Source organism: Streptomyces sp. 8N114, assembly GCF_052245835.1.
Classification (GTDB): domain Bacteria; phylum Actinomycetota; class Actinomycetes; order Streptomycetales; family Streptomycetaceae; genus Streptomyces.
In genome coordinates this window covers 1-26,817 of sequence record NZ_JBQQBT010000022.1, presented here as the reverse complement: position 1 = coordinate 26,817, position 26,817 = coordinate 1, and the positions used below count along the sequence as shown (strand labels likewise).

At 70.9% G+C, this 26,817-nt stretch carries 22 protein-coding genes; 8 read left to right on the top strand and 14 right to left on the bottom strand.

Annotated features, from left to right (window positions below; genetic code table 11):
* The first annotated feature begins 67 nt into the window (after positions 1-67).
* A complete protein-coding gene (locus ACTWQF_RS29940) occupies positions 68-643 on the top strand; it encodes a TetR/AcrR family transcriptional regulator (protein WP_443282870.1) in 576 nt (191 codons plus the stop codon).
* Positions 644-656: 13 nt separating this feature from the next.
* On the opposite strand, the gene ACTWQF_RS29935 is transcribed toward ACTWQF_RS29940, so the two are convergent.
* The 3 genes from ACTWQF_RS29935 to aspS all read right to left on the bottom strand — a co-directional run bounded on the left by ACTWQF_RS29935 (position 657) and on the right by aspS (position 3,428).
* Positions 657-1,262, bottom strand: a complete 606-nt coding sequence (locus ACTWQF_RS29935; protein ID WP_443282869.1) for a Uma2 family endonuclease — start codon at positions 1,260-1,262, stop codon at positions 657-659.
* A gap of 78 nt (positions 1,263-1,340) precedes the next feature.
* Complete coding sequence (locus tag ACTWQF_RS29930; protein ID WP_443282868.1) at positions 1,341-1,583, bottom strand: type II toxin-antitoxin system prevent-host-death family antitoxin; 243 nt, start codon at positions 1,581-1,583, stop codon at positions 1,341-1,343.
* Between the two features lie 66 nt (positions 1,584-1,649).
* A complete protein-coding gene (aspS, locus tag ACTWQF_RS29925) occupies positions 1,650-3,428 on the bottom strand; it encodes an aspartate--tRNA ligase (RefSeq protein WP_443282932.1) in 1,779 nt (592 codons plus the stop codon).
* A 119-nt stretch (positions 3,429-3,547) separates the two neighbouring features.
* On the opposite strand from aspS, the gene ACTWQF_RS29920 reads away from it, so the two are divergent.
* Positions 3,548-5,998: an ATP-binding SpoIIE family protein phosphatase gene (locus tag ACTWQF_RS29920; protein WP_443282867.1), complete on the top strand. Its 2,451-nt coding sequence runs from the start codon at positions 3,548-3,550 to the stop codon at positions 5,996-5,998.
* A gap of 48 nt (positions 5,999-6,046) precedes the next feature.
* Here ACTWQF_RS29920 and ACTWQF_RS29915 read toward each other — a convergent pair whose 3' ends face one another.
* Complete coding sequence (locus tag ACTWQF_RS29915; RefSeq protein ID WP_443282866.1) at positions 6,047-6,622, bottom strand: SseB family protein; 576 nt, start codon at positions 6,620-6,622, stop codon at positions 6,047-6,049.
* Between the two features lie 118 nt (positions 6,623-6,740).
* On the opposite strand from ACTWQF_RS29915, the gene ACTWQF_RS29910 reads away from it, so the two are divergent.
* Together ACTWQF_RS29910 and ACTWQF_RS29905 are read left to right on the top strand one after the other, a co-directional pair.
* Positions 6,741-8,567, top strand: coding sequence for an acyl-CoA dehydrogenase (locus tag ACTWQF_RS29910; protein ID WP_443282865.1), 1,827 nt, complete (start codon positions 6,741-6,743; stop codon positions 8,565-8,567).
* Positions 8,568-8,688: 121 nt separating this feature from the next.
* Positions 8,689-9,987 (top strand): M18 family aminopeptidase, encoded by a 1,299-nt coding sequence (locus ACTWQF_RS29905; protein WP_443282864.1) that lies wholly within the window; start codon positions 8,689-8,691, stop codon positions 9,985-9,987.
* A 37-nt stretch (positions 9,988-10,024) separates the two neighbouring features.
* Here the strand turns inward: ACTWQF_RS29905 and ACTWQF_RS29900 are convergent, their stop codons facing one another.
* Entirely contained in the window at positions 10,025-10,729 is a 705-nt protein-coding gene (locus tag ACTWQF_RS29900; RefSeq protein ID WP_443282863.1) for a hypothetical protein, read from the bottom strand.
* Positions 10,730-10,888: 159 nt separating this feature from the next.
* Here ACTWQF_RS29900 and ACTWQF_RS29895 point away from each other — a divergent pair, with 159 nt between their 5' ends.
* The gene (locus ACTWQF_RS29895; protein ID WP_443282862.1) at positions 10,889-11,488 is read left to right on the top strand and encodes an ArsR/SmtB family transcription factor; all 600 of its coding nucleotides are present in this window, start codon (positions 10,889-10,891) and stop codon (positions 11,486-11,488) included.
* A gap of 175 nt (positions 11,489-11,663) precedes the next feature.
* A complete protein-coding gene (locus tag ACTWQF_RS29890; protein WP_443247515.1) occupies positions 11,664-11,891 on the top strand; it encodes a hypothetical protein in 228 nt (75 codons plus the stop codon).
* A 12-nt stretch (positions 11,892-11,903) separates the two neighbouring features.
* On the opposite strand, the gene ACTWQF_RS29885 is transcribed toward ACTWQF_RS29890, so the two are convergent.
* Both ACTWQF_RS29885 and ACTWQF_RS29880 read right to left on the bottom strand, forming a co-directional pair.
* Complete coding sequence (locus ACTWQF_RS29885) at positions 11,904-13,748, bottom strand: NHL domain-containing thioredoxin family protein (protein ID WP_443282861.1); 1,845 nt, start codon at positions 13,746-13,748, stop codon at positions 11,904-11,906.
* A 62-nt stretch (positions 13,749-13,810) separates the two neighbouring features.
* Complete coding sequence (locus tag ACTWQF_RS29880; protein ID WP_443282860.1) at positions 13,811-14,608, bottom strand: carbon-nitrogen family hydrolase; 798 nt, start codon at positions 14,606-14,608, stop codon at positions 13,811-13,813.
* Positions 14,609-14,763: 155 nt separating this feature from the next.
* Between ACTWQF_RS29880 and ACTWQF_RS29875 the strand changes: the two genes are divergently transcribed.
* Complete coding sequence (locus ACTWQF_RS29875; protein WP_443282859.1) at positions 14,764-15,597, top strand: maleylpyruvate isomerase family mycothiol-dependent enzyme; 834 nt, start codon at positions 14,764-14,766, stop codon at positions 15,595-15,597.
* Positions 15,598-15,795: 198 nt separating this feature from the next.
* Here ACTWQF_RS29875 and ACTWQF_RS29870 read toward each other — a convergent pair whose 3' ends face one another.
* From ACTWQF_RS29870 to ACTWQF_RS29840, 7 genes are all read right to left on the bottom strand, one after another.
* The gene (locus ACTWQF_RS29870) at positions 15,796-17,124 is read right to left on the bottom strand and encodes an MFS transporter (RefSeq protein WP_443282858.1); all 1,329 of its coding nucleotides are present in this window, start codon (positions 17,122-17,124) and stop codon (positions 15,796-15,798) included.
* Entirely contained in the window at positions 17,121-17,855 is a 735-nt protein-coding gene (locus tag ACTWQF_RS29865) for a GntR family transcriptional regulator (RefSeq protein WP_443282857.1), read from the bottom strand. The genes ACTWQF_RS29870 and ACTWQF_RS29865 overlap by 4 nt, the downstream gene beginning before the upstream one ends.
* Positions 17,856-17,969: 114 nt before the next feature.
* A complete protein-coding gene (locus tag ACTWQF_RS29860; protein ID WP_443282856.1) occupies positions 17,970-19,466 on the bottom strand; it encodes a dihydrolipoamide acetyltransferase family protein in 1,497 nt (498 codons plus the stop codon).
* Between the two features lie 15 nt (positions 19,467-19,481).
* A complete protein-coding gene (locus tag ACTWQF_RS29855; RefSeq protein ID WP_443247508.1) occupies positions 19,482-20,489 on the bottom strand; it encodes an alpha-ketoacid dehydrogenase subunit beta in 1,008 nt (335 codons plus the stop codon).
* Positions 20,489-21,958 (bottom strand): pyruvate dehydrogenase (acetyl-transferring) E1 component subunit alpha, encoded by a 1,470-nt coding sequence (pdhA, locus tag ACTWQF_RS29850; protein WP_443282855.1) that lies wholly within the window; start codon positions 21,956-21,958, stop codon positions 20,489-20,491. The genes ACTWQF_RS29855 and pdhA overlap by 1 nt, the downstream gene beginning before the upstream one ends.
* A gap of 506 nt (positions 21,959-22,464) precedes the next feature.
* Positions 22,465-23,574, bottom strand: coding sequence for a phosphotransferase (locus tag ACTWQF_RS29845; RefSeq protein ID WP_443282854.1), 1,110 nt, complete (start codon positions 23,572-23,574; stop codon positions 22,465-22,467).
* Between the two features lie 166 nt (positions 23,575-23,740).
* Entirely contained in the window at positions 23,741-25,354 is a 1,614-nt protein-coding gene (locus ACTWQF_RS29840) for a protein kinase domain-containing protein (protein ID WP_443282853.1), read from the bottom strand.
* 369 nt (positions 25,355-25,723) lie between these two features.
* On the opposite strand from ACTWQF_RS29840, the gene ACTWQF_RS29835 reads away from it, so the two are divergent.
* Positions 25,724-26,817, top strand: a 1,094-nt coding sequence (locus ACTWQF_RS29835; protein WP_443282852.1) for a protein kinase domain-containing protein, incomplete at its 3' end; no start/stop codon positions are given.

Here is a 26,817-nt window from a genome sequence, read left to right as displayed (position 1 = left end):
CCGCTAGCTTGAGGCGCGATGCTAGCCAACGCACCGCTTGATTGTCTAGCGGTGCTAGCATCGAGTCATGTCGGTACAGGAACGCAAGGAGCGTGAACGGGCCCAGCGCCACCGTCTGATCGTCGCGACGGCCCGCGAACTCGCCGAGTCCCAGGGCTGGGACGCCGTGACCACGCGGCGGCTGTCCGAACGCATCGAGTACAGCCAGCCCGTTCTCTACAGCCACTTCCGCGGCAAGCGGGAGATCGTCGGGGCCGTCGCCCTGGAAGGCTTCACCGAACTGGCGGCGGCGCTCCGGCACGCGGTGGCGGACGGGCCGGTGGGACGGGACGCGGTTGCCGCACTCGCGACGGCGTACGTCGACTTCGCCGAGCGCAATCCCGCGCTCTACGACGCGATGTTCCTCCTCGACACCGGTCTCCCGTTCGCCGACGCGGCAACACCGGCACCGCTGCGCGAGGGGTTCGAGGCGCTGCTCGGCACGCTCGGCGACCTTGCGGGGGATGCCGACCCGGGGCTGTTCGTCGAGGTGTTCTGGTCAGCCGTGCACGGCCTGGTCGCCCTCACCCGCTCGGGCCGGCTGCCCCGGGCGGAGGCGTCACGACGGATGGACGTCCTGGTGGACCGGTTCGCGCAGCAGTGACGGCCGCCGAGCGTCAGTGGCCGGAGCCCGCAGCGGCCGGCCCTGCCTTGTCGCCGTACACCGGGAGGCACGAGGTGTCCACGGGCCGGGTGAACGGCGCCGGGAGCGGCAGTTCCTCGCCGTACTTGCCGTGCAGAACGCCTTGGTAGACACCATCTCGTGGGTGCGTATACAGCGCCCAGTCACCACCCCGCGGATCGACGACGAGCAGCGTGCGCACGCCGGCTGCCGCGTACCAGCCGTTCTTGGCGGTGACATCCTTGGCCTTCTCCGACTTGGAGATCACCTCGACCGCCAACTCCACATCGCCTGGGTCGACGAGCCATTCGTCGTCCTCCTCCCACTCCGTGGGCAGGACGATGAGGTCCGGTGTGCAGTAGTCGTCCGGATCACCCGGCAGCGCGATGGAGGACATCTCGTAAGCGTCGAGTCCGTCCGGGAGCTGAGGCGAGAGCTGCCGGAACAGCCTCTTGATCGTTCCCGCGTGCTTGCCGCGCGGGGTCGGGGACATCACGAGCTTCCCTCCCAGAATCTCCACGCGCAGGCCAGTCGCCCTCTCGATCTCCTCCGCGACCTCGCGCAGATGGCCGGGACGGGGGCTCAGGGCGTGCACCGTCATGATCGTTCGCCTCCACTCGGCGGCAGGGCGGGCTGCGTACGGTTTCACATTACCGGCAGGCGGTCGTCGGTCCGTAGGTCACTGCCGCAGGCCGAGCATCTTGCCCACGTCCTCATGGGACGTGCCGGCCTCGAGCGTTCTCTCGGCCTTACGACGCTCGTATTCCGCCAGCGCCAGAGCGTCTTCGTAGTCCTCGATCACCTGCGGTGACACCAGAAGGGCGGCGACGTCAGTGAGCGCGATGGTCTTCCGTGAATGCGCCGCGCGCCGCACCAGGTCACCGAGCTGGGACCGGGCCGCGCTGATCGCGATCTCGATCATGTGTCACCGCATGCGGCGGGTGGTCGAGCGGGGGGCGCCGGGCCGCAGGCAGGCGCCCCCCGCGGGTCACTCGGCCTGCTTCACCTGCGGGGGCTTCCGTACCGAGAGGTGGAGCTCCCGCAGCCGGGCCTCGTCGACCTCGCTGGGGGCGCCCATCATCAGGTCCAGGGCGTTGTTGTTGAGCGGGAAGGCAATGGTCTCGCGGATGTTGGGCTCGTCCGCGAGCAGCATGACGATGCGGTCGATGCCGGGGGCGATACCACCGTGCGGCGGGGCACCGAAGCGGAAGGCGCGCAGCATGCCGCCGAACTCGCGCTCGACCTCCTCCTCGGAGTAGCCCGCGATGCCGAACGCCTCGAACATGATCTCCGGTTCATGGTTCCGGATCGCGCCGGAGGACAGCTCGACGCCGTTGCAGACGATGTCGTACTGCCAGGCCAGAACGTCGAGCGGGTCCTTGGTGTGGAGTGCTTCCAGCCCGCCCTGCGGCATGGAGAAGGGGTTGTGGGAGAACTCGATCTTGCCGGTCTCCTCGTCCTTCTCGAACATCGGGAAGTCCACGATCCAGCAGAACCGGAAGACGTTCTCCTCGAAGTGCCCGGCGCGCTTGGCGGCCTCGACCCGGACCGCGCCCATGATCTTGGAGACCTCGTCGAACTCCCCGGCGCCGAAGAAGACCGCGTGGCCGGGGGCAAGGCCCAGCGCCTTGGTGAGCGCCTCGACGTTCTCCTCGGTGAGGAACTTGGCGATGGGCCCGCTCAGCGAACCGTCCTCGGTGACCCGCACCCAGGCCAGGCCCTTGGCGCCCTGCTCGACGGCGAAGTCGCCCAGCGAATCGAAGAACTTGCGCGGCTGCCCTGCGGTGTCCGGCACCGCCAGGGCGCGGACGTGCTTGTCGGCGAACGCCTTGAAACCGGAGCCGGCGAACAGGTCGGAGACGTCGGTCAGCTCCAGCCGCGCGCGCAGATCCGGCTTGTCCGAGCCGTACTTGACCATCGCCTCGCGGAACGGGATGCGCGGGAACGGCGAGGTGACCTCGCGGCCCTCGCCCAGCTCCTGGAACAGCTCGGTCATCACCTTCTCGATGACACCGAAGACATCCTCCTGCTCGACGAAGCTCATCTCCATGTCGAGCTGGTAGAACTCGCCCGGCGAACGGTCGGCGCGCGCATCCTCGTCACGGAAGCAGGGCGCGATCTGGAAGTAGCGGTCGAACCCGGCGATCATCAGCAGCTGCTTGAACTGCTGCGGCGCCTGCGGCAGCGCGTAGAACTTGCCCGCGTGCAGTCGGGAGGGGACCAGGAAGTCGCGGGCGCCCTCGGGGGAGGTGGCCGACAGGATCGGCGTGGCCAGCTCGTTGAAGCCCTGGGCGACCATCTTCTCGCGGATGGCGGCGATGACCTTGCTGCGCAGCATCACGTTGCGGTGCATGCGCTCACGGCGCAGGTCGAGGAAGCGGTACTCCAGGCGCCGCTCCTCGTTGACGCCGTCCTCGGCGTTGATGGTGAAGGGGATCTGCTCGGCGCCGCCCAGCACCTCGATCTGGGCGACCTCCACCTCGATCTCGCCGGTGGTCAGCTCGGGGTTGACGTTCTCCTCGCCGCGCGCGGTGACCTTGCCGTCGATGCGGACGACGCTCTCCTTGGCCAGCGAGCTGAGCTGGTGGTTGATCTCGCTCGACTCGTCGCGCACGACCAGCTGCACGATGCCGTAGTGGTCGCGCAGATCGATGAAGAGGATGCCGCCCAGGTTCCGGCGATTGTGCAGCCAGCCGCTCAGCCGGACGTCAGTGCCGACGTCCGTGGCGCGAAGCTCGCCGCAGGTGTGGGACCGGTACCGATGCATCATTCATCCAAGTCGTTCGGCTCAGGGATCACAGTGGAGTACCCCTCAGACTACCGCCCTGGGCTACCCTGCTTCGCCCCCGTTTCCGCAACCCCAAGAACTCTGCATAAAGTGGTGCAATGCGCACCGATGACGCCCTGGCTGCCCTGGGCGCCGGGCTCTGGACCTGGGACAACGCCACAGGTCTGGTGACGCTGGACTCCCGTGCGGCCCGCCTCCTGGGGGTCGCCGTCGAGCCCTCGGATGCGCATACGGACACCCACATCACGCTCTCCGGCAGCGCGGTCCGCTCCCGGCTGCACGCCGTCGACTACGTCGGCTTCCAGGGCATCGTCACTCTGGCCCTCGCCGAGGACACCACGGCCGAGGCACTGCTGCGGGTGGTGGACGCGGACGGGCAGGTGGAGCGGACCGTACGCGTCGTCGTACGCCCCGTACCGGCCACCCCGGGAGGCCCCGCCGCCCGGGATGTGACCGCGCGGGGCGAAGCGGTGCCCGAGTCCACCGCGGCCCTCACCGGGCTGCTCTACGAGGTGCCCGAACCGGAGGCGGCCGCCCCCCGCCCGGCCGGCGGCCCCGCCACCCGGTCCGGCGAGCGGCAGCGACCGGGCCCCCGAGCCCGCGGAGGCCGCGGCCGAGGCCGTGCCCCGGCCACCCCCGCAGCCGCCCGGGGCACCCGCGACCGGAGGGCCGGGACGGCCCAGTGGGACTGGCGGCGCAACCGGGAGGCGTTCCTGCTGGACACCGGGCGGGCGCTGGCCGAGGCGTACACCACGGCAGACGTGCTGCGGGTGGCCTCGTCGCTGGCCATGCCGGGCTTCTCCCCTGAGGCGCTGGCCGTCTTCGTCGTCAGCGGCGACCAGCTCACCGTCTACGGCGCATCCCCCGGCGGCCCCGCCCGGCCCGGCCACCCCTATGTGCCCGGCGGTGGCTATGGACCGCGCGGCAGCGGCTCCCGGCTGCGCCTCGCGGACGAGGACCCGGCAGCCGAGGCGGTACGCACCGGCCGCGCGCTGTATCTGCACAGCCCCGAGGAGTACGCGGACCGTTTCCCCGCCGCGCGCCCGGCCGAGACGCAGCCGGGCCACGCCGCGTGGGCGTTTCTGCCGCTGACCGTCGCGGGGCGCTCCATCGGCGCGTGGATGGCGGCCTTCGCGCGGCCCGTGGCCTTCACCCCGGACGAGCGCGCCGTGCTGACGACGGTGGCGCGGATGCTGGGGCAGTCGCTCTCCCGGGCCATGCTGAACGAGTCGGAACGCGAGCTGTCGGCCCGGCTCCAGCGGGTGATGCGGCCCGCGCACAGCCCGGCGGTCCCCGGCATGGACCTGGCGGCCCGGTATGTACCGACCGGCGGGGGCCTGCAGATCGGCGGCGACTGGTACGACGTCATCCCGCTGCCCTCGGGGCGTACCGCGCTGGTCATCGGCGACGTCCAGGGCCACGACGTACGCGCCGCGGGGATCATGGGCCAGCTGCGGGTGGCGGTGCGCGCCTACGCCTCCGAGGGGCACCACCCGGACGCGGTGCTCTCCCGCGCCTCCCGCTTCCTGTACGAGATGAGCGCCGCCGAACGCGTCAACGCGCCGCCGCCCACCGCGCCGGCCGAGGGGACCCCGGACCTCTCACCACCGGGCGGGATGGCCGGCGAGGACCTCGACCATCCCGAGCCTCGCTTCGCCACCTGCCTCTATGTCGAGGTGGACCCGGAGACCGGCGCCCTGGACGTTGCCCGCGCCGGGCACCCGGACCCGGCGGTGCAGCTGCCGGACGGCCCCCTGCTGGTCCACGCCACCGCGGGCGGCCTTCCGCTGGGGATCGACCCCGACTCGGACTATCCCGTCACGCGGCTGGTGCTGGAGCCCGGCGAGCGGCTGCTGATGTGCACCGACGGGCTGATCGAGACGGGCGGGCACGACCTGGAGACGGGGTGGGCGCGGATCAGCGCGGTGGTCGAGGAGCTGGTCGACCGGGCCGGGCCGCAGATCGGCGGGGGGCCGGCGCTGGAGCAGGTGGCCGACGCCCTCGTACGGGCGGTGCAGGGCGGCTTGGCCGACACGGCCGGCGCCCCGGCGGGCCCGCTCGCCGACCGGCGCGAGGACGACATCGCGCTGCTGCTGCTCGCCCGGAGCGCCACGGGAGCGGGACCTGCGGAGGCGGGCGTGCCGGTCGCCACCCGGCGTACGGTGCTGACCGTCGCCCAGGCCCAGCCGGACCGGATCGCCGTCGCCCGCCACCAGCTCGGCGACCTGCTGCACGACTGGTCCGACCCGGACCAGGTGGACGGGGCCGTGCTGATGCTCTCGGAGATGCTGACGAACGTGCTGGTGCACACGGACGGGGACGCGGTCCTCGTCGCGGAGATCACCGTGCCGCGGGGGAACGAGGCGGAGAGGCGCACGCTGCGGGTCAACGTCTCGGACTCCAGCGACGAGCTGCCGCACCGCCGCAGCCCCGGTGAACTGGCCTCCTCCGGGCGGGGGTTGATGCTGCTGGGCATGCTCGCCGACCGCTGGGGCGTGGACCCGCGCGGCGAGGGCAAGTGCATCTGGTTCGAGATCGACGAGCACTGACCCGACGCCCTGCCGGCGCGCTCCCATCGGAGTGGGACAGCGGCAGCGTCAGCCGTACATCCGCCGCATCGCGAAGTCCACCATCTCCTCGACCGCCTTGGCGTCGAAGACCACCCGGTGCTCGCCCTCCATGTCGAGCACGAAGCCGTATCCCGACGGCAGCAGGTCGAGGACCTCGGCGCCGGTGATGACGAAGTACTTCGACTCCTTGCCCGCGTAGGAGCGCAGCTCCTTGAGCGTGCTGAACATGGGGATGACGGGCTGCTGGGTGTTGTGCAGCGCGAGGAAACCGGGGGTGTCGCCGCGCGGGCAGTACACCTTCGAGGTGGAGAAGATGCCCTGGAAGTCCTCGGCGCCCATCGAGCCCGTGGTGAAGGCGCGGATCGCCTCCTGGAGGGAGGGCGGCGACGGCTCGGGGTACAGCGGCTGCTGCGGCCCCGGCTGACCGTACGGTGGCGCCTGCTGCTGCGCTCCGTACGGAGGCGGGGGCGGCGCCTGGTGACCTTGCTGACCGGGGTGCGAGGCATGCCCGGCGTGCTGATAGCCGTGCGTGCCGTGACCCTGTCCGGGCTGCGGTCCATGGCCCTGTCCGGGCGGCGCACCGGTCTGGTCGTAACCGTACATAGCTAAAGAGAGTAACGAGTCACAGAAGGGCGGCGAGGGGTTGCTTCTTATTACCGACGGGTAGCATCATCTGTGGGACTACCGACAAGTACGAGCGAGCCACTACGGAGCCGTCGCCATGGGGCATTACAAGTCGAATCTCCGCGACATCGAGTTCAACCTCTTCGAGGTGCTCGGGCGCGACACGGTGTACGGCACCGGACCGTTCGCGGAGATGGATGTCGAGACCGCCAAGAGCGTCCTGTCCGAGATCGCGCGGCTGGCCGAGAACGAGCTGGCCGCCTCGTTCGAGGACGGTGACCGCAATCCGCCGGTCTTCGACCCGGACACCAACACCGCACCGGTCCCCGAGACCTTCAGGAAGAGCTACCAGGCGTATATGGACGCCGAGTGGTGGCGGCTGGGCATCCCGGAGGAGATCGGCGGCACGACCGCTCCGCGCTCGCTGCTGTGGGGCTTCGCCGAGACGATCCTGGGCTCCAACCCGGCCGTGTGGATGTACGCCTCGGGCCCCGCCTTCGCGGGCGTCCTGCACGAGGAGGGCACCGAGGAGCAGCGCAAGATCGCGCAGCTGATGGCCGAGAAGCAGTGGGGCTCCACCATGGTGCTCACCGAGCCGGACGCCGGCTCGGACGTGGGCGCGGGCCGCACCAAGGCCACCCAGCAGGCCGACGGCACCTGGCACATCGAGGGCGTGAAGCGCTTCATCACCTCCGGTGAGCACGACATGTCCGAGAACATCGTGCACTTCGTCCTCGCCCGCCCCGAGGGCCACGGCCCCGGCACCAAGGGGCTGTCGCTGTTCATCGTCCCCAAGTACGACTTCGACTGGGAGACCGGCGAGCTGGGCGAGCGCAACGGCGTCTACGCCACCAACGTCGAGCACAAGATGGGCCTGAAGGTCTCCAACACCTGCGAGATGACCTTCGGCGCCAACGCTCCTGCCAAGGGCTGGCTGCTGGGCGAGAAGCACGACGGCATCCGGCAGATGTTCAAGATCATCGAGTTTGCCCGGATGATGGTCGGCACCAAGGCCATCGCCACCCTCTCCACCGGCTACCTCAACGCCCTGGAGTACGCCAAGGAGCGGGTGCAGGGCGCCGACCTGGCGCAGTTCACCGACAAGACCGCGCCGCGCGTCACCATCACCCACCACCCCGACGTACGCCGCGCGCTGCTGACGCAGAAGGCGTACGCCGAGGGCATGCGCTCCCTCGTCCTCTACACCGCCGCGGTGCAGGACGAGATCCTGGTCAAGGAGCACAGCGGTGAGGACGCCGACGCCGCGCGCCGCCTCAACGACCTGCTGCTGCCGATCGTGAAGGGCTACGGCTCCGAGAAGTCCTACGAGCAGCTGGCGCAGTCCCTCCAGACCCTGGGCGGCTCCGGCTATCTGCAGGAGTACCCGATCGAGCAGTACATCCGGGACGCCAAGATCGACACCCTCTACGAGGGCACCACCGCCATCCAGGGCCAGGACTTCTTCTTCCGCAAGGTCGTCCGCGACCAGGGGCAGGCGCTCACCGCGCTGTCGGAGGAGATCAAGAAGTTCCTCGCCGACGCCCGGGGCGGCGAGGAGCTGGCCGGCTCCCGCGACCAGCTCGCCAAGGCCGCCGTCGAGCTGGAGGCCATCGTCGGCACCATGCTCACCGACCTGGCCGCCACCGAGAAGGACGTCAAGTCCATCTACAAGGTGGGCCTCAACACCACCCGCTTCCTGATGGCCGCGGGCGATGTCGTCATCGGCTACCTGCTGCTGCGCGGCGCCGCCGTGGCCGCCGAGAAGCTGGCGGGCGCCTCCGCGAAGGACACCCCCTTCTACCAGGGCAAGATCGCCGCGGCGAAGTTCTTCGCCGCGAACGTGCTGCCGCAGGTCGCCGTCCAGCGCGAGCTGGCCGACGCGGTGGACCTCTCGGTGATGGAGCTCGACGAGAACGCGTTCTGAGCCTCCTTCGGCCCCTCTCGGCTCCGCGCCCCGCTCCGCCCCATGGGAGCGGGGCGCTCCCGTTGTGTGGGTACGCCCGCACAGGCCGAAGCGCCGCCAGGGAGCACCGTAAGGTGGGGACATGAGCACTGCCGCGCCGTTCGACCGTGGTCACACCGACGGTCTGCTGACCTTCCTCGCCACGAGCCCCTCCCCCTACCACGCGGTGGCGAACGCGGCCGCACGGCTGGAGAAGGCAGGCTTCCGGCAGGTGCTGGAGGCTGAGGCGTGGGACGCGGCACCGGGCGGCAAGTACGTGCTGCGCGGGGGAGCGCTCATCGCGTGGTACGTCCCCGAGAACGCCACGCCCGCCACCCCCTTCCGGATCGTCGGCGCCCACACCGACTCGCCCAACCTGCGGGTCAAGCCCGTGCCCGACACCGGCGCACACGGCTGGCGGCAGGTCGCCGTCGAGATCTACGGCGGCGCCCTCCTCAACACCTGGCTCGACCGCGACCTGGGCATCAGCGGCCGGCTGACTCTGCGCGACGGCTCCACCCACCTGGTGAACGTGGACCGCGCCGTGCTGCGCGTACCGCAGCTGGCCATCCACCTCGACCGGCAGGTCAACGACGGCCTCAAGCTGAACCGCCAGCGCCATATGACCCCGGTCTGGGGGCTCGGCCAGCCGCGCGAGGGTGATCTGCTGCGCTTCCTCGCCGAGGAGAGCGGGCTGCCCGCCGACGAGATCACCGGCTGGGACCTGATGACGCACAGCGTCGAACCCCCCGCCTACCTGGGGCGCGATTGCGAACTGGTCGCGGGCCCGCGGATGGACAACCTGCTGTCGGTGCACGCGGGCGTCGCGGCGCTGACCGCCGTCGCGGCACGCGGCGCCGAGACGCAGCCCGGCACGATCCCGGTGCTGGCCGCCTTCGACCATGAGGAGAACGGCAGCCAGTCCGACACCGGCGCCGAAGGCCCGCTGCTGGGTTCGGTGCTGGAGCGCTCGGTCTTCGCCCGCGGCGGCTCGTACGAGGACCGGGCGCGGGCCTGGGCCGGCACCGTCTGTCTCTCCTCCGACACCGGCCACGCCGTGCACCCCAACTACCCCGAGCGGCACGAGCCGGGCCACCACCCGCTGCCCAACGGCGGCCCGATCCTCAAGGTCAACGTCAACCAGCGCTACTCCACCGACGGCAGCGGCCGCGCCCTGTTCGCCGCGGCCTGCGAGCGGGCGGGCGTGCCCTGGCAGAGCTTCGTCTCCAACAACGACGTGCCCTGCGGGACCACCATCGGCCCCATCACCGCGGCCCGGCACGGGATCACCACCGTCGACATCGGCGTGGCGATCCTCTCCATGCACTCCGCGCGGGAGCTGGCCGGGGCCGACGACCCCTACCTGCTGGCCAACTGCCTCACGGCGTTCCTGGCTGAGTGAGCCGGGGTCCGGGGCGGCAGGCGGGCCCGGACCGCCGTCAGGGCAGTTCGGTGTAGGAGCGTATCGAGCGCTCGTCATTCTCCAAACGTATGCGGTTTTCCCCGGACGATGCGGGCAGGGCCAGCGCGCGGTCGAGGACCGGACCCATGCGCCCGCAGTGCGAGGTGCGGGGCGCGGTGAAGGCGCGGTCCTCCATGGCAGGCAGCCGACCGGGCTCGGAGGCGCCAACGGCCTTGAGCGTCAGCTGAACCGGCTCCGCGTCGCTGCCTATGGCGCAGGCCGCCGGCAGCCGAAGCGGCGACCGCCCGCCGTCGAGGCCCACTATCAGGGCCAGTTCGCCGACGCGCTCGTCGTCCGAGTGGAAGTCGAACGACCCTCCGTAGCGCAGTTTCACACGCAGCGGTGTGCCCGGCACCGGGTACGGGTCGGCCTTCAACCCGCCGAACACCTGACGGAACTCGCCGTCGATCCGCCCCTCGGCGTGTGTGACGACGAGCGGCTTGTCCAGGGGCACGTTCAGCCGTCCGACCTTCAGGCTTCCCGTCGCCGTCTGCACCTCGCACCGCCATTGCGCGGGGTCGGCCCCGTCGGGCAGTTCCGCACGGGTGGGGCAGGCGGTGAACGTCCCCCTGTCCTTGCCCTGCTCGGCCGCGTCTCCCTCCTGTGCGGCGACCGCCGGGGCCGCAGCAAGCCCCGCCGCCGTCACCACCGTCGCCGCAACGCCGACCACGACTCTTGCCATCCGACGTGTCCCGCGGAATCCCAACACAGCACGCCCCCTCCACCGTTGGCCGGACGCTCCTCGCCCGGCCTCGCCCATCCAGCATTGCAGAGATTTCTCTGCAGCGAAAGTTCTGCAGAGGAAAAACTGCAGAGGAAGCTCTGCGAGTAGGCTGGGTTCATGACCGAGCAAGACGAGAACGAGCGGGTCGGCGTGGGCGACGAGGCACGGCACACCGTCAGCGACCCTGCTTCCCTGAAGGCGCTCGCCCACCCCCTGCGCCTCAAGATCCTCCGCCGCCTGGGCACTTCGGGACCCGCCACGGCCACCACCCTCGCCGCCGTACTCGACGAGAACACCGGAACGCTCAGCTACCACCTGCGCCAACTCGAGCGCGCCGGCTTCATCGAGGACGACCCCGACCGCTCGGCGAACGGACGTGAACGCTGGTGGCGCGGGGTGCGCGGGCTGGACGTACGTCGACCGCCGCAGGCCGAGCTGACGGCGGCCGAGCGCGCCGTCCTCGGAGAACTGGACCGGCTGCGTATGGAGGAGGACCTGGAGCTGGCCCGCCGCTACGCCCTCGAACACCCGGAGGCCGAAGGCTGGATGCGCGGTTCACGCGGCCTCCTCCACCTCACCCGGGAGGAGCTGGCGGAGTTCCACGACGCGTATCTGGAGCTGCTGCATCGCTTCGCACGCGGGCGGAAAGAGGCGACACCCGGCACGCGGCCGATAGCCCTGCGCTGGTTCGGGGTGCCGGTCGACGCCGAGGAGTGACCCCGCCCGGGGAACGAGGTGAGCGGGCGCCGGTCCAATTCCCGTGAAGCCGTACAACTCCCGCCAGGCACACACACCGCTGCATGTGTCCCCCCAGGTCGGGTACTCGCGCTCGGTAAGTGAACGGCTCGCCCACAGAGCCGGTTCGGCTCAACCGAGCTTGGAGGCATCACTCGTGGGCATCATCATCTGCATCGGCATGATGGCCGTGGGGGCGATTCTGACGCTGGCCGTCGACCTCGACCTCAGCGGGATCAACATCGACCTGATGGGCATCGTCCTCCTGATCGTCGGCACCATCGGTCTGTGCACGTACATCAGCATCCTCAAGCGCCGCCGCGTCGAACCCCCGGCCCCCGGCGCACCGGTGGTCGAGGAGTACAACAGGCACCACTGGGAGTGAGCCGCACTCCGGTCATCCATCGTCCATTCCCGCCAGCACCAGCGGCAGCCGGTCGGCGCCCTGTGCACTCAGCCGCACCGGAACTCCCCAGTCCTGCTGGTGCATATGGCAGGCGGGGTACTCCCCCTCCTCGTCGCAGGAGGCGGCCATCGCCGAGATGTGCAGCACGCCCTCGGTCCCCTCGTCACCGGTCAGCCGCAGCTCGCGGTGCAGCTCGGTGCCCGTCCCCTCGCCCGCGGCGAGCAGACCGGGCGGGGTCGAGCTGACGACCAGGCGGGTTGCCGGGCCATAGCGGGTGTCGAGCTTCTGCCCGGCCGGGGGCCGGAATATGACATCGAGCCGGAGCGCGCCCGGCGCCACCTCGGTGGCTGCCCGCTGCGTTCGGTGCGCCACCGCCTCGACCCGTACGGCGTCCTCGGGCAGCCGCAGCCTGGTCAGCCGGTGCCGCGCCGACTCGACGACGACGATCTCCGGGGCACCGTCCGCGCCGTCGGGGGCCAGCACCGCGCCCGACGGCTCGCGCAGGTCCGTGGCCAGCGTGCTCACTTCCCCCACCTCGCCGGTGGCCGGGTCGTAGCGGCGCAGCGCGTGGTTGTACGTGTCGCAGACGGCGACCGATCCGTCGGGCAGCGCCGTGACACCCAGCGGATGCTGGAACAGGGCCTGACCGGCCGGGCCGTCCCGGTGGCCGAAGTCGAACAGGCCGGTGCCGACGGCGGTACGGACCGCGAATCCGTCCCCCTCGCGCTCGATCCACCGCAAAGCGCTTGTCTCCGAGTCGGCCACCCACAGCCGGGTGCCGTCCGCCGCGACGGCGAGCCCGGACGGCTGGGCGAACCACGCCTCGGCGGCGGGCCCGTCCACCAGCCCCTCGTTCGTCGTACCCGCCGCGACGGCCACGGTCCCGGTCACCGGGTCGTACGTCCACAACTGGTGCACCCCGGCCATCGCGATCCATGCCTGTCCCGCGAACCACGCCACGTCCCACGGTGAGGAGAGCGCCACCTCGCGCGCGGGACCGCTCGTGGGGGCGCCCTGCCACCACTGCGCACCGGTCCCCGCGACGGTCACCACCGCGCCGGTAGCCGGATCGAGGCGGCGCAGCGCGTGGTTGACGGTGTCCGCAACCAGCACCCCGCCGTCCGGCAGCAGCGCCAGCCCCTGCGGCTCGTTGAACCGCGCGACCTCCGCCGCGCCGTCCACCAGCCCCCGCTCACCGGCACCGATCCGCCGCAGCACCGTCTCCCCGTCCGCGGCCAGCTCCACCAGCTGGTGCCGCGTGGTGTCCGAGACGAGGAACGTGCCCTGAGGCAGCGCCAGCACCTTCCCCGGGAAGCGCAGCTCACCGGCGACCGGCTCCGGCGCAGTGAACGGCGCCTCGCCCCGCCGCAGCGTCCCCTTCTCCTCGTGCTCCGCCTCCAGCTGACCGACCAGCTTCTCGATCGCGTGCACATGCCCCTCCCCGGCATGCTGCGCGACCACGTACCCCTCCGGATCGATCACCACCAGCGTCGGCCACGCCCGCACCGCGTACTGCTTCCAGGTCGCCAGCTCGGGATCGTCCAGCACCGGGTGTGCCACCCCGTACCGCTCCACCGCGTCCACCACGGCAGCGTGCTCCGCCTCGTGCACGAACTTCGGCGAATGCACCCCGATCACGACCACCGTGTCCTGGTGCCGCTCCTCCATCTCACGCAACTCGTCGATGACGTGCAGGCAGTTGATGCAGCAGAAGGTCCAGAAGTCGAGCACCACGATCCGGCCCCGGAGCCCGGCCAGGTCGAGCTCCTCGCCGCCGGTGTTGATCCAGGACCGTCCGTGCAGCTCAGGGGCGCGGACGCGGGCGCGATGGGTCATACCGTCAAGGGTGCCATTCCGGCTCACGGGACGGCGGCGGGGCCCCGAGCCGGCCCCGAGTCTCAGAGCACCCGGTCCTTGAGGACGGGGAAGGATTCGCGGACCTTGTCGATCTGGGAGAGGTCGAGGTCGGCGGTGACGGTGGTCTCCTCGGCGCCGTCGGCCTCCGCGAGGATGGTGCCCCAGGGGTCGATGACGGCGCTCCGGCCGGCCTGGGCGACGCCCGCGTGGCTGCCCGCGGTGCCGCAGGCGAGGACGAAGCACTGGTTCTCCACGGCGCGGGTGCGGGCGAAGAGGGTCCAGTGGTCGGCTCGCTTGGCGGGCCAGCCGGCGGGGACGACCAGCACGCGGGCGCCCTCGGGCTCGGCATCGATCAGGGCGCGGAAGAGTTCGGGGAAGCGCAGGTCGTAGCAGGTGGCCAGGCCGAGGGTGGCCTGTGGATGGGCCACCGTGACCGGGGTGGTGCCCGCGGACATCAAGGTGGCCTCGCCCCGGTCGAAGCCGAAACGGTGGATCTTGCGGTAGGTGGCGGCGAGTTCGCCGGTGGGGGAGAAGACCAGGGAGGTGTTGTAGAGGGCGCCGCCCTCGGGAGCCTTCTCGACGATGGAACCCGCGTGCAGCCATACGCCCGCGTCCCGCGCCGCCGCCGACATGGCGAGCGCCGTCGGGCCGGTGGCCGGATCCGCGTCCTCGGCCTCCGCGGCGAAACGCTCGTACGCGAAGGCGCCGACGGGCCACAGCTCGGGCAGTACCACCAGGTCGGCACCGGCTTGTGCGCGTACGAGGGAAGACACCCGTTCCCGGCGGGATGCGACTGACTCATCCGGGTCTACGTGAATCTGCAAGAGGGAAGCGCGCACCGTACCACCGTCCATGCGATCGAGGGGGTCGATTGGGCCTAGCATCGTCCCAAAAGCACTGCCGGGGTGCCCGGGCGCAGCGTAACTTGAGAGCACCCAGCATCAGCACCCTGCCCTGTCCAGACCGCGAACGAACCGCAACGCCGAGGGGTCCCGTGACCGACCACCCAAGCCTTCAGCCCTACGTTGACGCCTGGACGCAGTCCATGGAAGCCATATCCGAGCTGGTCACTCCGCTCGTGGAAGGGGAGTGGAACGGGCGGACCGAATGCCCGGGGTGGTCGGTCCGCGATGTGGTCTCCCACATCATCGGCATCGAGTGCGAGTTGCTGGGAGACCCCAGGCCCATCCACTCGCTCCCCCGCGACATCTACCACGTCCGCGACGAGGTCAGCCGGCATATGGAAGTGCAGGTGGATGTGCGGCGCCACCACACCGGGCCGGAGATGACCAGCGAGTTCGAGTACACCCTCATCCGCCGCTCGCGGCAGCTGCGGAACGAGAAGCGCGGCCCGGACGCCGAGGCCAACAGCGTGCTGCCGTTCGGCCCCCGCAAGTTGCCGCTGGAGCGGCAGTTGATGCTGCGCGCCTTCGACGTGTGGGTGCACGAGCAGGATCTGCGGCGCGCACTGGACAAGCCGGGCAACCTGGACTCCGCGGGCGCGCACGTGGCACGGGACGAGTTCCTCTCCCGGCTGCCGAAGGTCGTCGCCCAGGATGCGGGGGCACCGCCGAACTGCGCCGTGGTCTTCGATGTGAGCGGACCCGTGGAATTCATGCGGACGGTACGGGTGGACCCGGCCGGCAACGGCTCCGTGGACGGCAGCGTCTCACTGGGACCCGCCGCCACCCTTGCGATGGACTGGGAGACCTACTCCCGGCTCGCCGCCGGCCGCGTGCGGCCAGAGGCCGTCTCGGAGCACGTGAAGGTTGACGGGGACGCGGAGCTGGCCGGCGCCATCCTGAAGCACTTCGCGGTGACGCCCTAGCGTTTGCCCGTCGCATCTTGCGTACCCGGCATGGGGGCTGCGCTTGCCCACCCTGCGCCCCTGGGGGTACCCCCTGCTCGAAGAGCTTGGGGGAGCAGACTGCCCAAGCTTCGCGGGTAAGCCATTAAGGGGCGCGGGGAACTGCGCGACCAGCCACAACGGACTCGCAGCCTGCGACGGCGAGACAGGGGCAGCCCGCTACACAGGCACGTGGACCGCTTCCACCCGGCTGGCCACCACGCGCTCCCGTTCCCGCCGCACGGCGCGCCCCCGCAGCCGGGCGAACTGCAGCAGGCCCAGTGCCTGGAGGACGAACACGCAGGCGAAGGCGATCCGGAAGTTGCCGCCCGTCAGATCGAGCAGTACGCCGACAGCGAACAGCGTCGTCATGGAAGCGGTGAAGCCGCCCATGTTGACGATGCCGGAGGCGGTGCCGTGCCGCTCGGGCGGGTTGGCGGGGCGGGCGAAGTCGAAGCCGATCATCGAGCCGGGCCCGCACGCGCCGAGCACGACGCACAGCAGTACCAGCAGCCACATCGGCGCCTGCCCCGGCCAAGCGAGGGTCGCCGCCCACGCGACCGCGGTGGCGGACACGGTGCCGAGCACCAGGGGGGTGCGCGCGGCGTGGTGGCGGGCGATGACCTGCCCGTACACCAGCCCGCAGCACATGTTGGAGACCACCACCAGAGTCAGCAGCTCGCCCGCCGTGCTCTTGCCCAGCCCCTGGGCCTCCACCAGGAACGGCATGCCCCACAGCAGCAGGAAGACCATCCCCGGGAACTGGCAGGTGAAGTGCACCCACATGCCGGCCCGGGTGCCCGGCTCCCGCCACGCGGCGCCGATCTGCCGCCGGATGTAGCCCGTACCCGGGCCGTGGCCGCTGTCGCCGCCCTTCGGGACGGACGGCGACTCGTGCCCCTCCGGCTGGTCCCGCAGGAAGAAGATCACCAGCAGCAGGATGACGAACCCGCCCGCCGCGCTCCCCGCGAACGTCGGCGTCCAGCCGAACGTCTCCAGGACCCGGGCGAGCACCAGCGTGGTGACGAGGTTGCCTGACATCCCGATCAACGCGGCGACCTGCGCGATCATCGGCCCCCGGCGCGCGGGGAACCAGCGTGCGCCCAGCCGCAGTACGGCGATGAACGTCATCGCGTCGCCGCAGCCCAGCAGCGCGCGGAAGGCCAGCGCCGTGCCGTACGCGGAGGACAGCGCGAAGCCGAACTGGCCCGCGGTGAACAGCAGGATGCCCAGCAGCAGGACGCGGCGCGTCCCCCAGCGGTCCACCAGCAGGCCCACGGGTATCTGCATCCCCGCATACACCAGCAGCTGGAGGATCGAGAAGCTGGAGAGCGCGGAGGCGTTGATGTCGAAGCGGTGGGCGGCGTCGATGCCCGCGACGCCGAGGCTGGTGCGGAAGGTGACGGCGACGAAGTAGACCGCGACGCCGATCCCCCACACCCACAGCGCGCGGGGGCCGCCCGGCGGGTCGCCGGGCAGCCGGATATCCGCGGAGGGCGTCGCACTCATCGCGGATCACCGTGCTCGCGGATGTCCTTGTCCCCGGGGAAAGCCTCGCGGAGGTCCTCACCGCGCACCAGGTGGCGTACACGGCTCACGTGCTGGTGCACCGCGCGTGCCGCGGCCTCGCTGTCCCCCTCGCGCAGGGTGCGCAGGATGTCGGCGTGCTCGGTGATGTTCTTGGCGATCCGCTCCGGGTGCGCGTGCATCACGGCGACGCCCATCCGCAGTTGGCGGTCCCGGAGCTGGTCGTAGAGGCGGGTGAGGATCTGATTGCCCGTGGCCTCGACGATGGTGGCGTGAAAACAGCGGTCGGCGGCGGAGACGGCGGCCAGGTCGCCTGCCTCCGCGTGCGCGATCTGCTCGGCCAGGGTCTCCTCCAGCCGGTCGACCAGCGCCTGCGACACCGGGACCGCGCGGCGCACCGCGTGCTGCTCCACCAGCAGGCGGGTCTCCACGACGTCTTCGATCTCCTGCGCGGAGACCGGCAGCACCAGCGCGCCCTTCTTCGGGTACAGCCGGATGAGGCCCTCGACTTCCAGGCGGAGCAGCCCTTCACGCACGGGGGTGCGCGAGACTCCCACAGCCGCTGCGAGTTCACCTTCGGTGAGGAGCAGACCGCCTTCGTACCGCCGCTCCAGCACCGCCTGCTTGACGTGGGCGTACACCCGCTCAGCAGCCGGCGGTTGCCGCCGGGCCTCTTTGAGGGCTTGCGCTGTGACGGGTGTGGGGGAAGCCATGTGCACACCATAGATACAACACGCATACGTGAGGGATGGCTTCCGCCATGTGGACGCGGCCGGGCCCCCGCCGCCGAGGGTGTACGGCGAGGGCCCGGCGGAATGGGAGCGGGCTCAGCCCCAGGTCATCAACCGCTTGGGGCGCTCCAGCACTGCCGCGGTGTCGGCCAGGACCTTGGAGCCGAGTTCGCCGTCGACCAGGCGGTGGTCGAAGGAGAGCGCCAGCGTGGTGACGTGGCGCGGCTTGACCTTGCCCTTGTGCACCCAGGGCTGTTCGCGGATCTGGCCGAAGGCCAGAATGGCGGACTCGCCGGGGTTGAGGATCGGCGTACCGGTGTCCACACCGAAGACGCCGACATTGGTGATCGTCACCGTGCCCCCGCTCATCGCGGCGGGACTCGTCTTGCCCTCACGTGCGGTGGCGACCAAATCCGAGAGGGCGGACGCCAGTTCGGGCAGGGTCTTGTCCTGCGCGTCCTTGATGTTGGGGACGATCAGACCACGCGGGGTGGCCGCCGCGATGCCCAGATTCACATAGTGCTTGCGGACGATCTCCTGACGTTCCTCGTCCCAGGCGGAGTTGACCTCCGGATTGCGCCGGATGGCCAGCAGGAACGCCTTCGCGACGAACAGCAGCGGATTGACGCGGACGCCCGCCATGTCCGGGTCCTGCTTGAGCTCCGAGACGAGCTTCATCGTCCGGGTGACGTCCACGGTCACGAACTCGGTGACGTGCGGCGCCGTGAACGCGCTGTCCACCATCGCCTGCGCGGTGGCCTTCCGTACGCCCTTGACGGGGATACGGGTCTCCCTGACGCCGGGAGCCGCGACGGCGGGTTCCGCCGCGGGGGCCGCCGCGGGCTCCGCGGCGGCGGGGGTGGGCTCGGGGGCCGCGGCCGCGTGTACGTCGTCGCGGGTGATGATCCCGTCCGGGCCGGTCGGGGTGACGGTGCTCAGATCGACGCCGAGGTCCTTGGCGAGCTTGCGTACCGGGGGCTTGGCCAGCGGACGCACCGCGCCATGACCGTTACTGCCCGGCGCCGGAACGACGGGCTCCGCAGCCGGGGCCGGGGCGGGCGCCTCGGCGGGACCGGGCACCGGCTTGCGCGGGCGCCGCTTGGTGGAGCTGGTGCCGACGCCGTAGCCGACCAGTACGGGCTGCCGCCCCTCCGGCTCGGCCTCTCCCTCGGCCTCTCCCTCAGCTGCGGCCTCCGCTTCGGCGGCCTCCGTGGCGGCGGACGCCGCCTCCTGGGCGACCTCGGCCGCCGCTCCGGCGCCCGTCTCCATCGCGGGCTGGGCCGCGGAAGCGGTGCCCGCGCCGGTGCCGCCGGCCGGGCCGCCGGTGTCGACGGTGATGATCGGGGTGCCGACGTCGACCGTCGTACCCTCCGCGAACCGCAGCTCGTGCACGAGCCCGTTGAACGGGATGGGCAGTTCGACGGCGGCCTTGGCCGTCTCCACCTCGCAGACGACCTGCCCGTCGGTGACGGTGTCGCCGGGCTGTACGTACCACTTGAGGATTTCGGCTTCCGTCAGCCCTTCGCCCACGTCGGGCATCTTGAACTCACGGATACCGGCGGCCGTCTGTCCGGTCTGTGCGCTGTTGGTCATCGTCACGGCTCTCCCTCAGTACGCCAGCGCGCGGTCGACGGCATCGAGCACCCGGTCGAGGTTCGGCAGGTACTCGTCCTCCAGCCGGGCCGGTGGGTACGGCGCGTGGAACCCGCCGACACGCAGCACCGGTGCTTCCAGATGGTAGAAGCACCGTTCGGTGATGCGGGCTGCGATCTCCGCTCCGGTGCCGAGGAAGACCGGGGCCTCGTGGACGAGTACCAGGCGGCGGGTCTTCTCCACGGAGCGCTGCAGGGTGTCGAAGTCGATCGGGGACATCGAGCGCAGGTCCACGACCTCCAGCGAGTTGCCCTCCTCCTCGGCGGCGGCTGCCGCCTCCAGGCAGACCTTCACCATCGGTCCGTACGCGGCGAGCGTCGCCGCGCTGCCCTGGCGGGCGATCTTCGCCGAGTGCAGCGGGGCCGGGATGGCGGAGGGATCGACCTCGCCCTTGTCCCAGTAGCGCCGCTTCGGCTCGAAGAAGATCACCGGATCGTCGCTCTCGATGGCCTGCTGCATCATCCAGTAGGCGTCCGCCGCATTCGAGGGCGAGACACACTTGAGCCCCGCGACGTGCGCGAACAGCGCTTCCGGGGACTCACTGTGGTGCTCGACGGCGCCGATGCCACCGCCGTAGGGGATACGGATGACGACCGGCAGCTTGATCTTGCCGAGGGCCCGCGCGTGCATCTTTGCGAGCTGGGTGACGATCTGGTCGTAGGCGGGGAAGACGAAGCCGTCGAACTGGATCTCGACGACCGGACGGTAGCCGCGCAGCGCCAGCCCGATCGCCGTACCGACGATGCCGGACTCGGCGAGCGGGGTGTCGATGACGCGGTCCTCACCGAAGTCCTTCTGCAGACCGTCGGTGACCCGGAAGACGCCGCCGAGCTTGCCGACGTCCTCGCCCATGATCAGGACCTTGGGGTCGTTCTCCATCGCCGTACGCAGCGAGAGGTTGATCGCCTTGGCGACCGGAAGCTTCTGGACGGCCGTCGCGGGGGCCGTGCCGGTGGCGGCCATCAGCGGCCCTCCTCGTGCGAGTCGGAGTCGGCGAACGAGGCGAGATACGTGGCGAACTGGGCTCGCTCCTCGTCGACCAGCGCGTGTCCGTCCGCGTAGACGTTCTCGAAGATCGCCATGGTGTCGGGGTCGGGCATCGTACGGATCGCCTCACGCACGTGCTGCCCCATCGCCTCGCTCTCCTCGTCGATACGGGCGAAGAAGGCGTCGTCGGCCAGGTTCGCACCCTCCAGATAGCTGCGGAGCCGCTGGATCGGGTCCTTGGCCTCCCACGCGGAGCGCTCCTCGTCGCTGCGGTAGCGCGTGGGGTCGTCGGAGGTGGTGTGGGCACCCATCCGGTAGGTGAACGCCTCGATCAGCATCGGGCCCTCGCCCGCGCGGGCCCGCTCGATGGCGGCCTTGGTCACCGCGAGGCAGGCCAGCACGTCGTTGCCGTCCACCCGGACGCCGGGGAAGCCGAAGCCCTGGGCGCGCTGGTAGATCGGCACCCGGGACTGGCGCTCGGTGGGCTCGGAGATCGCCCACTGGTTGTTCTGGCAGAAGAAGACGACCGGCGCGTTGTAGACGGCTGAGAACGTGAACGCCTCGGCGACGTCGCCCTGGCTGGAGGCACCGTCACCGAAGTAGGCGATCACCGCCGAGTCGGCGCCGTCCTTGGCCACGCCCATCGCGTACCCGGTGGCGTGCAGCACCTGGGAGCCGATCACGATCGTGTAGAGGTGGAAGTTGTTGCTGTTGGGGTCCCAGCCGCCGTTGTTCACCCCGCGGAACATGCCCAGCAGCATCGTCGGGTCCACGTCGCGGCACCAGGCGACGCCGTGCTCGCGGTAGGTGGGGAAGACGTAGTCGTCCGGGCGCAGCGCACGCCCTGAGCCGATCTGCGCCGCCTCCTGGCCGAGCAGCGAGGCCCACAGCCCCAGCTCGCCCTGCCGCTGGAGCGAGGTGGCCTCGGCGTCGAAGCGCCGGGTCAGCACCATGTCGCGGTAGAGGCCCTGGATCTCCTCGGCGCTCAGGTCGACGTCGTACTCCGGGTGGCTGACGCGCTCGCCCTCGGGCGTCAGCAGCTGGACCAGCTCGGGCTCGGTCTGCCCGGAACCGCCCGCACGGGCCCGGGAGCCGGCGCGGGTACGGGTCTTCGCCGGGGTCTTCGCTGCGGTCTTGCTCTTTGCTGGGGCCTTGCTCCTCGCGGGGGCCTTCGGGGCCGCCTTCGCGGGGGCCTTGGAGGCGGCCTTCGCGGTGCTCTTGGCCGCGGGCTTCCGGGCGCTCTTTGCCGGGGTCTTCGCCGAGCTCTTCCCGGGTTCTCCCCCGGCCTCCGGCCGGGAGGTACCCCCAGAGGCGGCTGCGCGCTCGGGGGCCTCCGCCGTGCCGTTCTCGGCGGCCTTGCCGTTGCGGGCGGCCTGGGTGGCGCGCTTTCCTCCGGTGCCGCTGCGGCGCGCGGTGCTCCGCGCTGCAGTGCTCTCCACGGTCACGTGTGCTCCTCCGTCTGTCCGGCCGCCGGGATTGCCGGTGACCTGGGGCTCCCCCGCCCACTGGCGGGGGGAGGCTCGCCCGGTCCCGTGCGGCGCACGGGGTGGGAGCGTCGCGATCGGCACCGGGTGGTGACTGCTGTCCCGGTCGCGGCCCGCTGTCCCGACCCCGGTCGGGACGCCCCAGCCATGGCTGGCAACTCCATAGACGCACGAGGCGGCCCTGACCTGCAACTTTGCTCGGATATCCAAGTAAGAACGAGGAAATCCAAGCAGTTGTGCGAGAAGTCGGGACATCACTGGTCACGGCCTCGCGAGCCGCGGACACCCGCACGGTAACCCGGGGCGCGGGAGCCCGGGAAGAGTGAAGGGCGGATCAGTATGTGAGACCGAGAAGGTATTCAAACCGGACGTTCCGGCTGATCCCGCCACCACTTCCGGCGAGAGTCCGGCGGAAATGGCGATCTCCGCAGCAACCACGCTCGGCTCAGTCACAGAAGGCGGAGCGTTCAGTCACGGAAAGCGGAGCGTACTGCCTCGTAGTGGCCGCTCCACCACACGACCAGTGACGCCGCAGCGGGGAACTGCGGATCGGCCCGTGCATCGCGCAGCTGATAGCGCCAGCGCAGCATCCAGAAGTCGTTCAGCCGCTCCCACCACACCCGGTGCACGGCGGCGGCCAGCTCCGCACGGGAAGCGCCCGCACTGCCCCGGTACGCGCGGGCGAAGGACCGCACCTTGCGCAGGTCGAGCGTGCCGCCGGGGCGCAGGAAGAAGATCGCCGCGCCGCGCACCGCCTCCTCGGCCCGTGGCTGCACCCCCATCCGGTCCCAGTCCAGGATCGCCACCGGCCGGGGGCGGCGGCCCGCGGGCGCGTACAGCAGGTTCAGCGGGTGGAAGTCCCCGTGCACCCAGCCGGTGAACCGCGCCGGAACCGCACCGGGCCGCTCCCCCGCGTACCGGCGCAGCAGCTCGCGGCGCTCGGTGAGCCGGTGTTCGGCCAACTCGTCGAAGCTGTCCCGGTTGCGGCGGGCCCTGACCCGCTCCAGCAGCGCGCCGATCATGTCGTACGTCGCAGCCGGGTCGGCGCTCTCATGGCCGCTCTCGTGGCCGCTCTCATGGTGGCTCTTGTGGCCGCTCTCGTGGCCACTCTCATGGTCGCTCTCGTGGCCGGACTGCTCCGGCCGCGCCTCGCGTATCACCCGGGCCAGCCGGACGTGGACCCGCCCCAGCAGGGCGCCCAGCTCCTGGGACTGCCCAGCGGTCAGCTCGCTGCCGTGCCGGTGGGTGCCCTCGATCCACGGGTGCAGCGCGAAGCACCGCCCCTCGGCAACGATGACGGTACGGCCGTCGGCCCCCGCCACCACCGGTACGACGGGCAGCCCCACAGCGCCCAGCCGGGCGGTCGCCCGGTGCTGGCGTTCGATCCGGCCGAGCGAGGCCCGGCCGTCGAGGTGGTGTTTGAGGAAGTAGCAGCCGCGCGTGGTCGTCAGGCGGTAGCCGCGGTTGAGCAGTCCGTGCGAGACCGGTGTGCACGAGAGGGGCTCCCCGGCACCGTCGTACTGCCGCAACAGAGAGTGGAGCGTGCCCTCCGTGAGGGCGGGGGAAGACGGCTGCACGGCCGCATCGTAGAGGTCCGCGACGGCCCGGCGCCGCCTCGTCAACCAGGCGTGGACAACGGGTCAACACGCGGCTGACGGCACGGCGCCGCAGGGCGTGGGAGCGCCGGGAGCGGCGCCCGGGGAGGGACCCGCGGGGCCCCGGGACGGCCCCGCCGCAGAAGGCTTACTCCTCCGTGCCGGCGACGGCGCCGGAGTCGGCCGATCCGGTGCCGCCGCCCTGGCTGTCGCCGCCATCTGTGGGGGTCGGCTCCGAGGTCTTGGTCGGCTTGCTGCCGCCACCACCATTGCCCGAACCCCCGTCGGCGCTGCCCGTCTCGCTCGGGTCACCGGTCTGGGACGGCTGCGTCTGGCTCGGGTCACCGGTCTGGGACGGCGTCGTCTCGGTGGGTTGATCGCTCGGGGTCGCATCGCCGGTGTCCCCCGTGGTGCCCGGCTGCTCCTCGTCGTTCTCCGTCGGGGTGGGCGACGGCTTGTCGGAGGGCTTGTGGGACTTCGAGTGCGAGGTGCTCGGCTTGACGTTGTCCGGCTTGTCGCCCGGGTCGTTGTTGGCCTTGAGCGCGAAGATGATGCCGCCCGCTATGGCGATCAACGCCAGGAGGGCGAACAGCGTGTACCGGGCGCCCTTGCCGCCACCGCCGCTGCCGCGGCCCCGCCCGCGCCGGTGACCGCCATCGAAGCCGCCGTCGTCGTCCCGGGGGCCCGCCAGCAGCGGGGCGCCCATCTGGGAGGTGTCGGAGTGCGAGGGGTGCGGGCGCGCGCCGGCGCCCGGGACGCCCATGGCCGGGGTGGAGGCCCCGAGGTGCGCCGTCGGGCCGGTATTCCACAGGCCGCCGGTGTGGCTGCCCTGTTCGTGCAGCATCTGCAGCCCGTACTGCGTCAGCCCGCGCATCTCCTCGGCCGTCTGGAACCGGTCGTCCGGATCCTTGGCCAACGCCCGCATCACCAGGCCGTCCAGCTCCGGCGGCGCGCCGTCCGAGACCTCGGACGGCGGCACAGGAACGTCCTGGACGTGCTGGTAGACGACCGACAGCGGCGTCTCACCCGTGAACGGCGGACGGCGCGTCAGCAGCTCGTACAGCAGACAGCCGGTGGCGTACAGGTCGGAGCGGGTGTCGACGGTCTTGCCGAGTGCCTGCTCGGGGGAGAGGTACTGCGGGGTGCCCATCACCATGCCGGTCTGGGTCATGGTGTTGGACGCGCCGTGCAGGGCGCGGGCGATACCGAAGTCCATCACCTTGACCGCGCCGTCCCGCGTGATGATCACGTTCGCGGGCTTGATGTCGCGGTGCACGATGCCGTGCTGGTGGCTGTAGGCCAGCGCGTCCAGCACCCCGGAGACGATGATCAACGCCTGGTCCGACGGCGGCGCGTCGGCGTTCAGCAGCAGATCGCGGATCGTGCTGCCCTCGACGAGCTCCATCACGATGTACGGCGTGACGTTGCCGCCGATGAACTCCTCGCCGGAGTCGTAGACCGCGACCACGGAGTGGTGGTTGAGGCCCGCTACGGACTGGGCCTCGCGCGTGAAGCGCGCCTTGGAGATGGGGTCCTCGGCCAGGTCCGAGCGCAGCAGCTTGACCGCGACCGTACGGCCGAGGCGCAGGTCCTCGGCGCCGAAGACCTCGGCCATGCCACCACGGCCGAGGCGGTGCGTCAGGCGGTACCTGCCGTCGCCGACCAGGCCGTTGTTGCCCCACAATTCCGGCGAATCGGGCAGGGAGCCGCCGCCCGTCGCGTCGGGGTCCGAAGGGCCCCCGGCGGCTTGCGTCTGTGCCATCAGTCCTCGCCGTTGATTCGAATCCGCGGGCTTGCGCGCGGTGGATACTCCCCACAAGGAGGCTACAGGCACGCGGGGGGTGGAATGGGTGGGACGGAATACCGAAGCCAAGGAGTGGTCATCCAACAAGCTGAGAAGCCACCCCGCAAGTCGGTCTCGCCGACCCAGCGCACACCTGCGCGAACGCACCCTCTACGCTCGTGGGACCGTCCGGGGCGCCGCTCGCGAAGGGCGTATGCGCATTCGGTCACGGAACGGGCAACGAACTTGACGTGACCGAGCCCCTGGGCAAACTTGGGCCAGTATCAGGGTCAAGGATCACTCAACGTACCTGCACGGGGGCAGCGCCGCCGAGGGGGAAGCAGTCAGATGAGCGACGACGGCGCACAGGCGGCCGGCAACTACTTGGGCCGCATGGTCGGCGGGGGGCGTTTCCAGCTCCGTTCACTGCTGGGCGCCGGCGGGATGGCTTCTGTCTATCTCGCCTACGACTCCGTGCTGGACCGCCAGGTCGCGGTCAAGACGCTGCACACCGAACTCGGCCGGGAACAGTCCTTCCGCGAACGGTTCCGCCGCGAGGCGCAGTCGGTCGCGAAGCTGACGCACACCAACATCGTCTCGGTCTTCGACTCGGGCGAGGACGAGATCGACGGCGCGATGGTGCCGTACATCGTCATGGAGTACGTCGAGGGCAAGCCGCTGCGCACGGTCCTGGACGAGGACATCGCCCAGTTCGGCGCGATGCCCGCCGAGAAGGCGCTGAAGATCACCGGCGACGTACTGGCAGCCCTCGAGGTCAGCCACGAGATGGGCCTCGTGCACCGGGACATCAAGCCCGGGAACGTGATGCTCACCAAGCGCGGTGTGGTCAAGGTCATGGACTTCGGCATCGCGCGCGCCATGCAGTCCGGTGTGACATCCATGACACAGACCGGCATGGTCGTCGGCACCCCGCAGTACCTCTCGCCGGAACAGGCCCTCGGCCGCGGGGTGGACGCCCGCTCCGACCTGTACTCGGTCGGCATCATGCTCTTCGAGCTGCTCACCGGGCGGCTGCCGTTCGACGCCGACTCGCCGCTGGCCATCGCCTACGCGCACGTCCAGGAGGAGCCGCCGTCGCCCTCCTCCATCAACCAGTCCATCCCTCCGGCGGTGGACGCGATGGTCGCCCGCACGCTGAAGAAGAACCCCAACGAGCGCTTCCCGTCCGCCGAGGCGATGCACGACGAGTGCACCCGCATAGGCGGTTCCGGCGTCGCCTCCGGCGCCTCGCCGATCATCATCAGCGGCGGCCCGCCCGCCAACAGCGGCGCGGGCGTCGGACAGGCCGTCTTCCCGCCGGTCGACGCCAATTCCCAGCCGCAGCACGGCGGGGTGCAGACGCCGTACCAGCCGCAGGGTCAGCCGGGGCCGTACAACAGCGGGGGGTTCGGCCCCTCCACCCCCCCGCCCCCCACCCAGAC

What these genes read in the sequence shown, in the direction of transcription:
- ACTWQF_RS29885 (WP_443282861.1), bottom strand. Translation starts at nt 13,748, where the DNA reads ATGACCCATCGCGCCCGCGTCCGCGCCCCTGAGCTGCACGGACGGTCC.
- ACTWQF_RS29870 (WP_443282858.1), bottom strand. Translation starts at nt 17,124, where the DNA reads ATGAGTGCGACGCCCTCCGCGGATATCCGGCTGCCCGGCGACCCGCCG.
- ACTWQF_RS29900 (WP_443282863.1), bottom strand. Translation starts at nt 10,729, where the DNA reads ATGGCAAGAGTCGTGGTCGGCGTTGCGGCGACGGTGGTGACGGCGGCG.
- ACTWQF_RS29935 (WP_443282869.1), bottom strand. Translation starts at nt 1,262, where the DNA reads ATGACGGTGCACGCCCTGAGCCCCCGTCCCGGCCATCTGCGCGAGGTC.
- ACTWQF_RS29940 (WP_443282870.1), top strand. Translation starts at nt 68, where the DNA reads ATGTCGGTACAGGAACGCAAGGAGCGTGAACGGGCCCAGCGCCACCGT.
- ACTWQF_RS29915 (WP_443282866.1), bottom strand. Translation starts at nt 6,622, where the DNA reads ATGTACGGTTACGACCAGACCGGTGCGCCGCCCGGACAGGGCCATGGA.
- ACTWQF_RS29905 (WP_443282864.1), top strand. Translation starts at nt 8,689, where the DNA reads ATGAGCACTGCCGCGCCGTTCGACCGTGGTCACACCGACGGTCTGCTG.
- ACTWQF_RS29920 (WP_443282867.1), top strand. Translation starts at nt 3,548, where the DNA reads ATGCGCACCGATGACGCCCTGGCTGCCCTGGGCGCCGGGCTCTGGACC.
- ACTWQF_RS29910 (WP_443282865.1), top strand. Translation starts at nt 6,741, where the DNA reads ATGGGGCATTACAAGTCGAATCTCCGCGACATCGAGTTCAACCTCTTC.
- aspS (WP_443282932.1), bottom strand. Translation starts at nt 3,428, where the DNA reads ATGCATCGGTACCGGTCCCACACCTGCGGCGAGCTTCGCGCCACGGAC.
- ACTWQF_RS29865 (WP_443282857.1), bottom strand. Translation starts at nt 17,855, where the DNA reads ATGGCTTCCCCCACACCCGTCACAGCGCAAGCCCTCAAAGAGGCCCGG.
- ACTWQF_RS29930 (WP_443282868.1), bottom strand. Translation starts at nt 1,583, where the DNA reads ATGATCGAGATCGCGATCAGCGCGGCCCGGTCCCAGCTCGGTGACCTG.
- ACTWQF_RS29860 (WP_443282856.1), bottom strand. Translation starts at nt 19,466, where the DNA reads ATGACCAACAGCGCACAGACCGGACAGACGGCCGCCGGTATCCGTGAG.
- ACTWQF_RS29855 (WP_443247508.1), bottom strand. Translation starts at nt 20,489, where the DNA reads ATGGCCGCCACCGGCACGGCCCCCGCGACGGCCGTCCAGAAGCTTCCG.
- ACTWQF_RS29840 (WP_443282853.1), bottom strand. Translation starts at nt 25,354, where the DNA reads ATGGCACAGACGCAAGCCGCCGGGGGCCCTTCGGACCCCGACGCGACG.
- ACTWQF_RS29895 (WP_443282862.1), top strand. Translation starts at nt 10,889, where the DNA reads ATGACCGAGCAAGACGAGAACGAGCGGGTCGGCGTGGGCGACGAGGCA.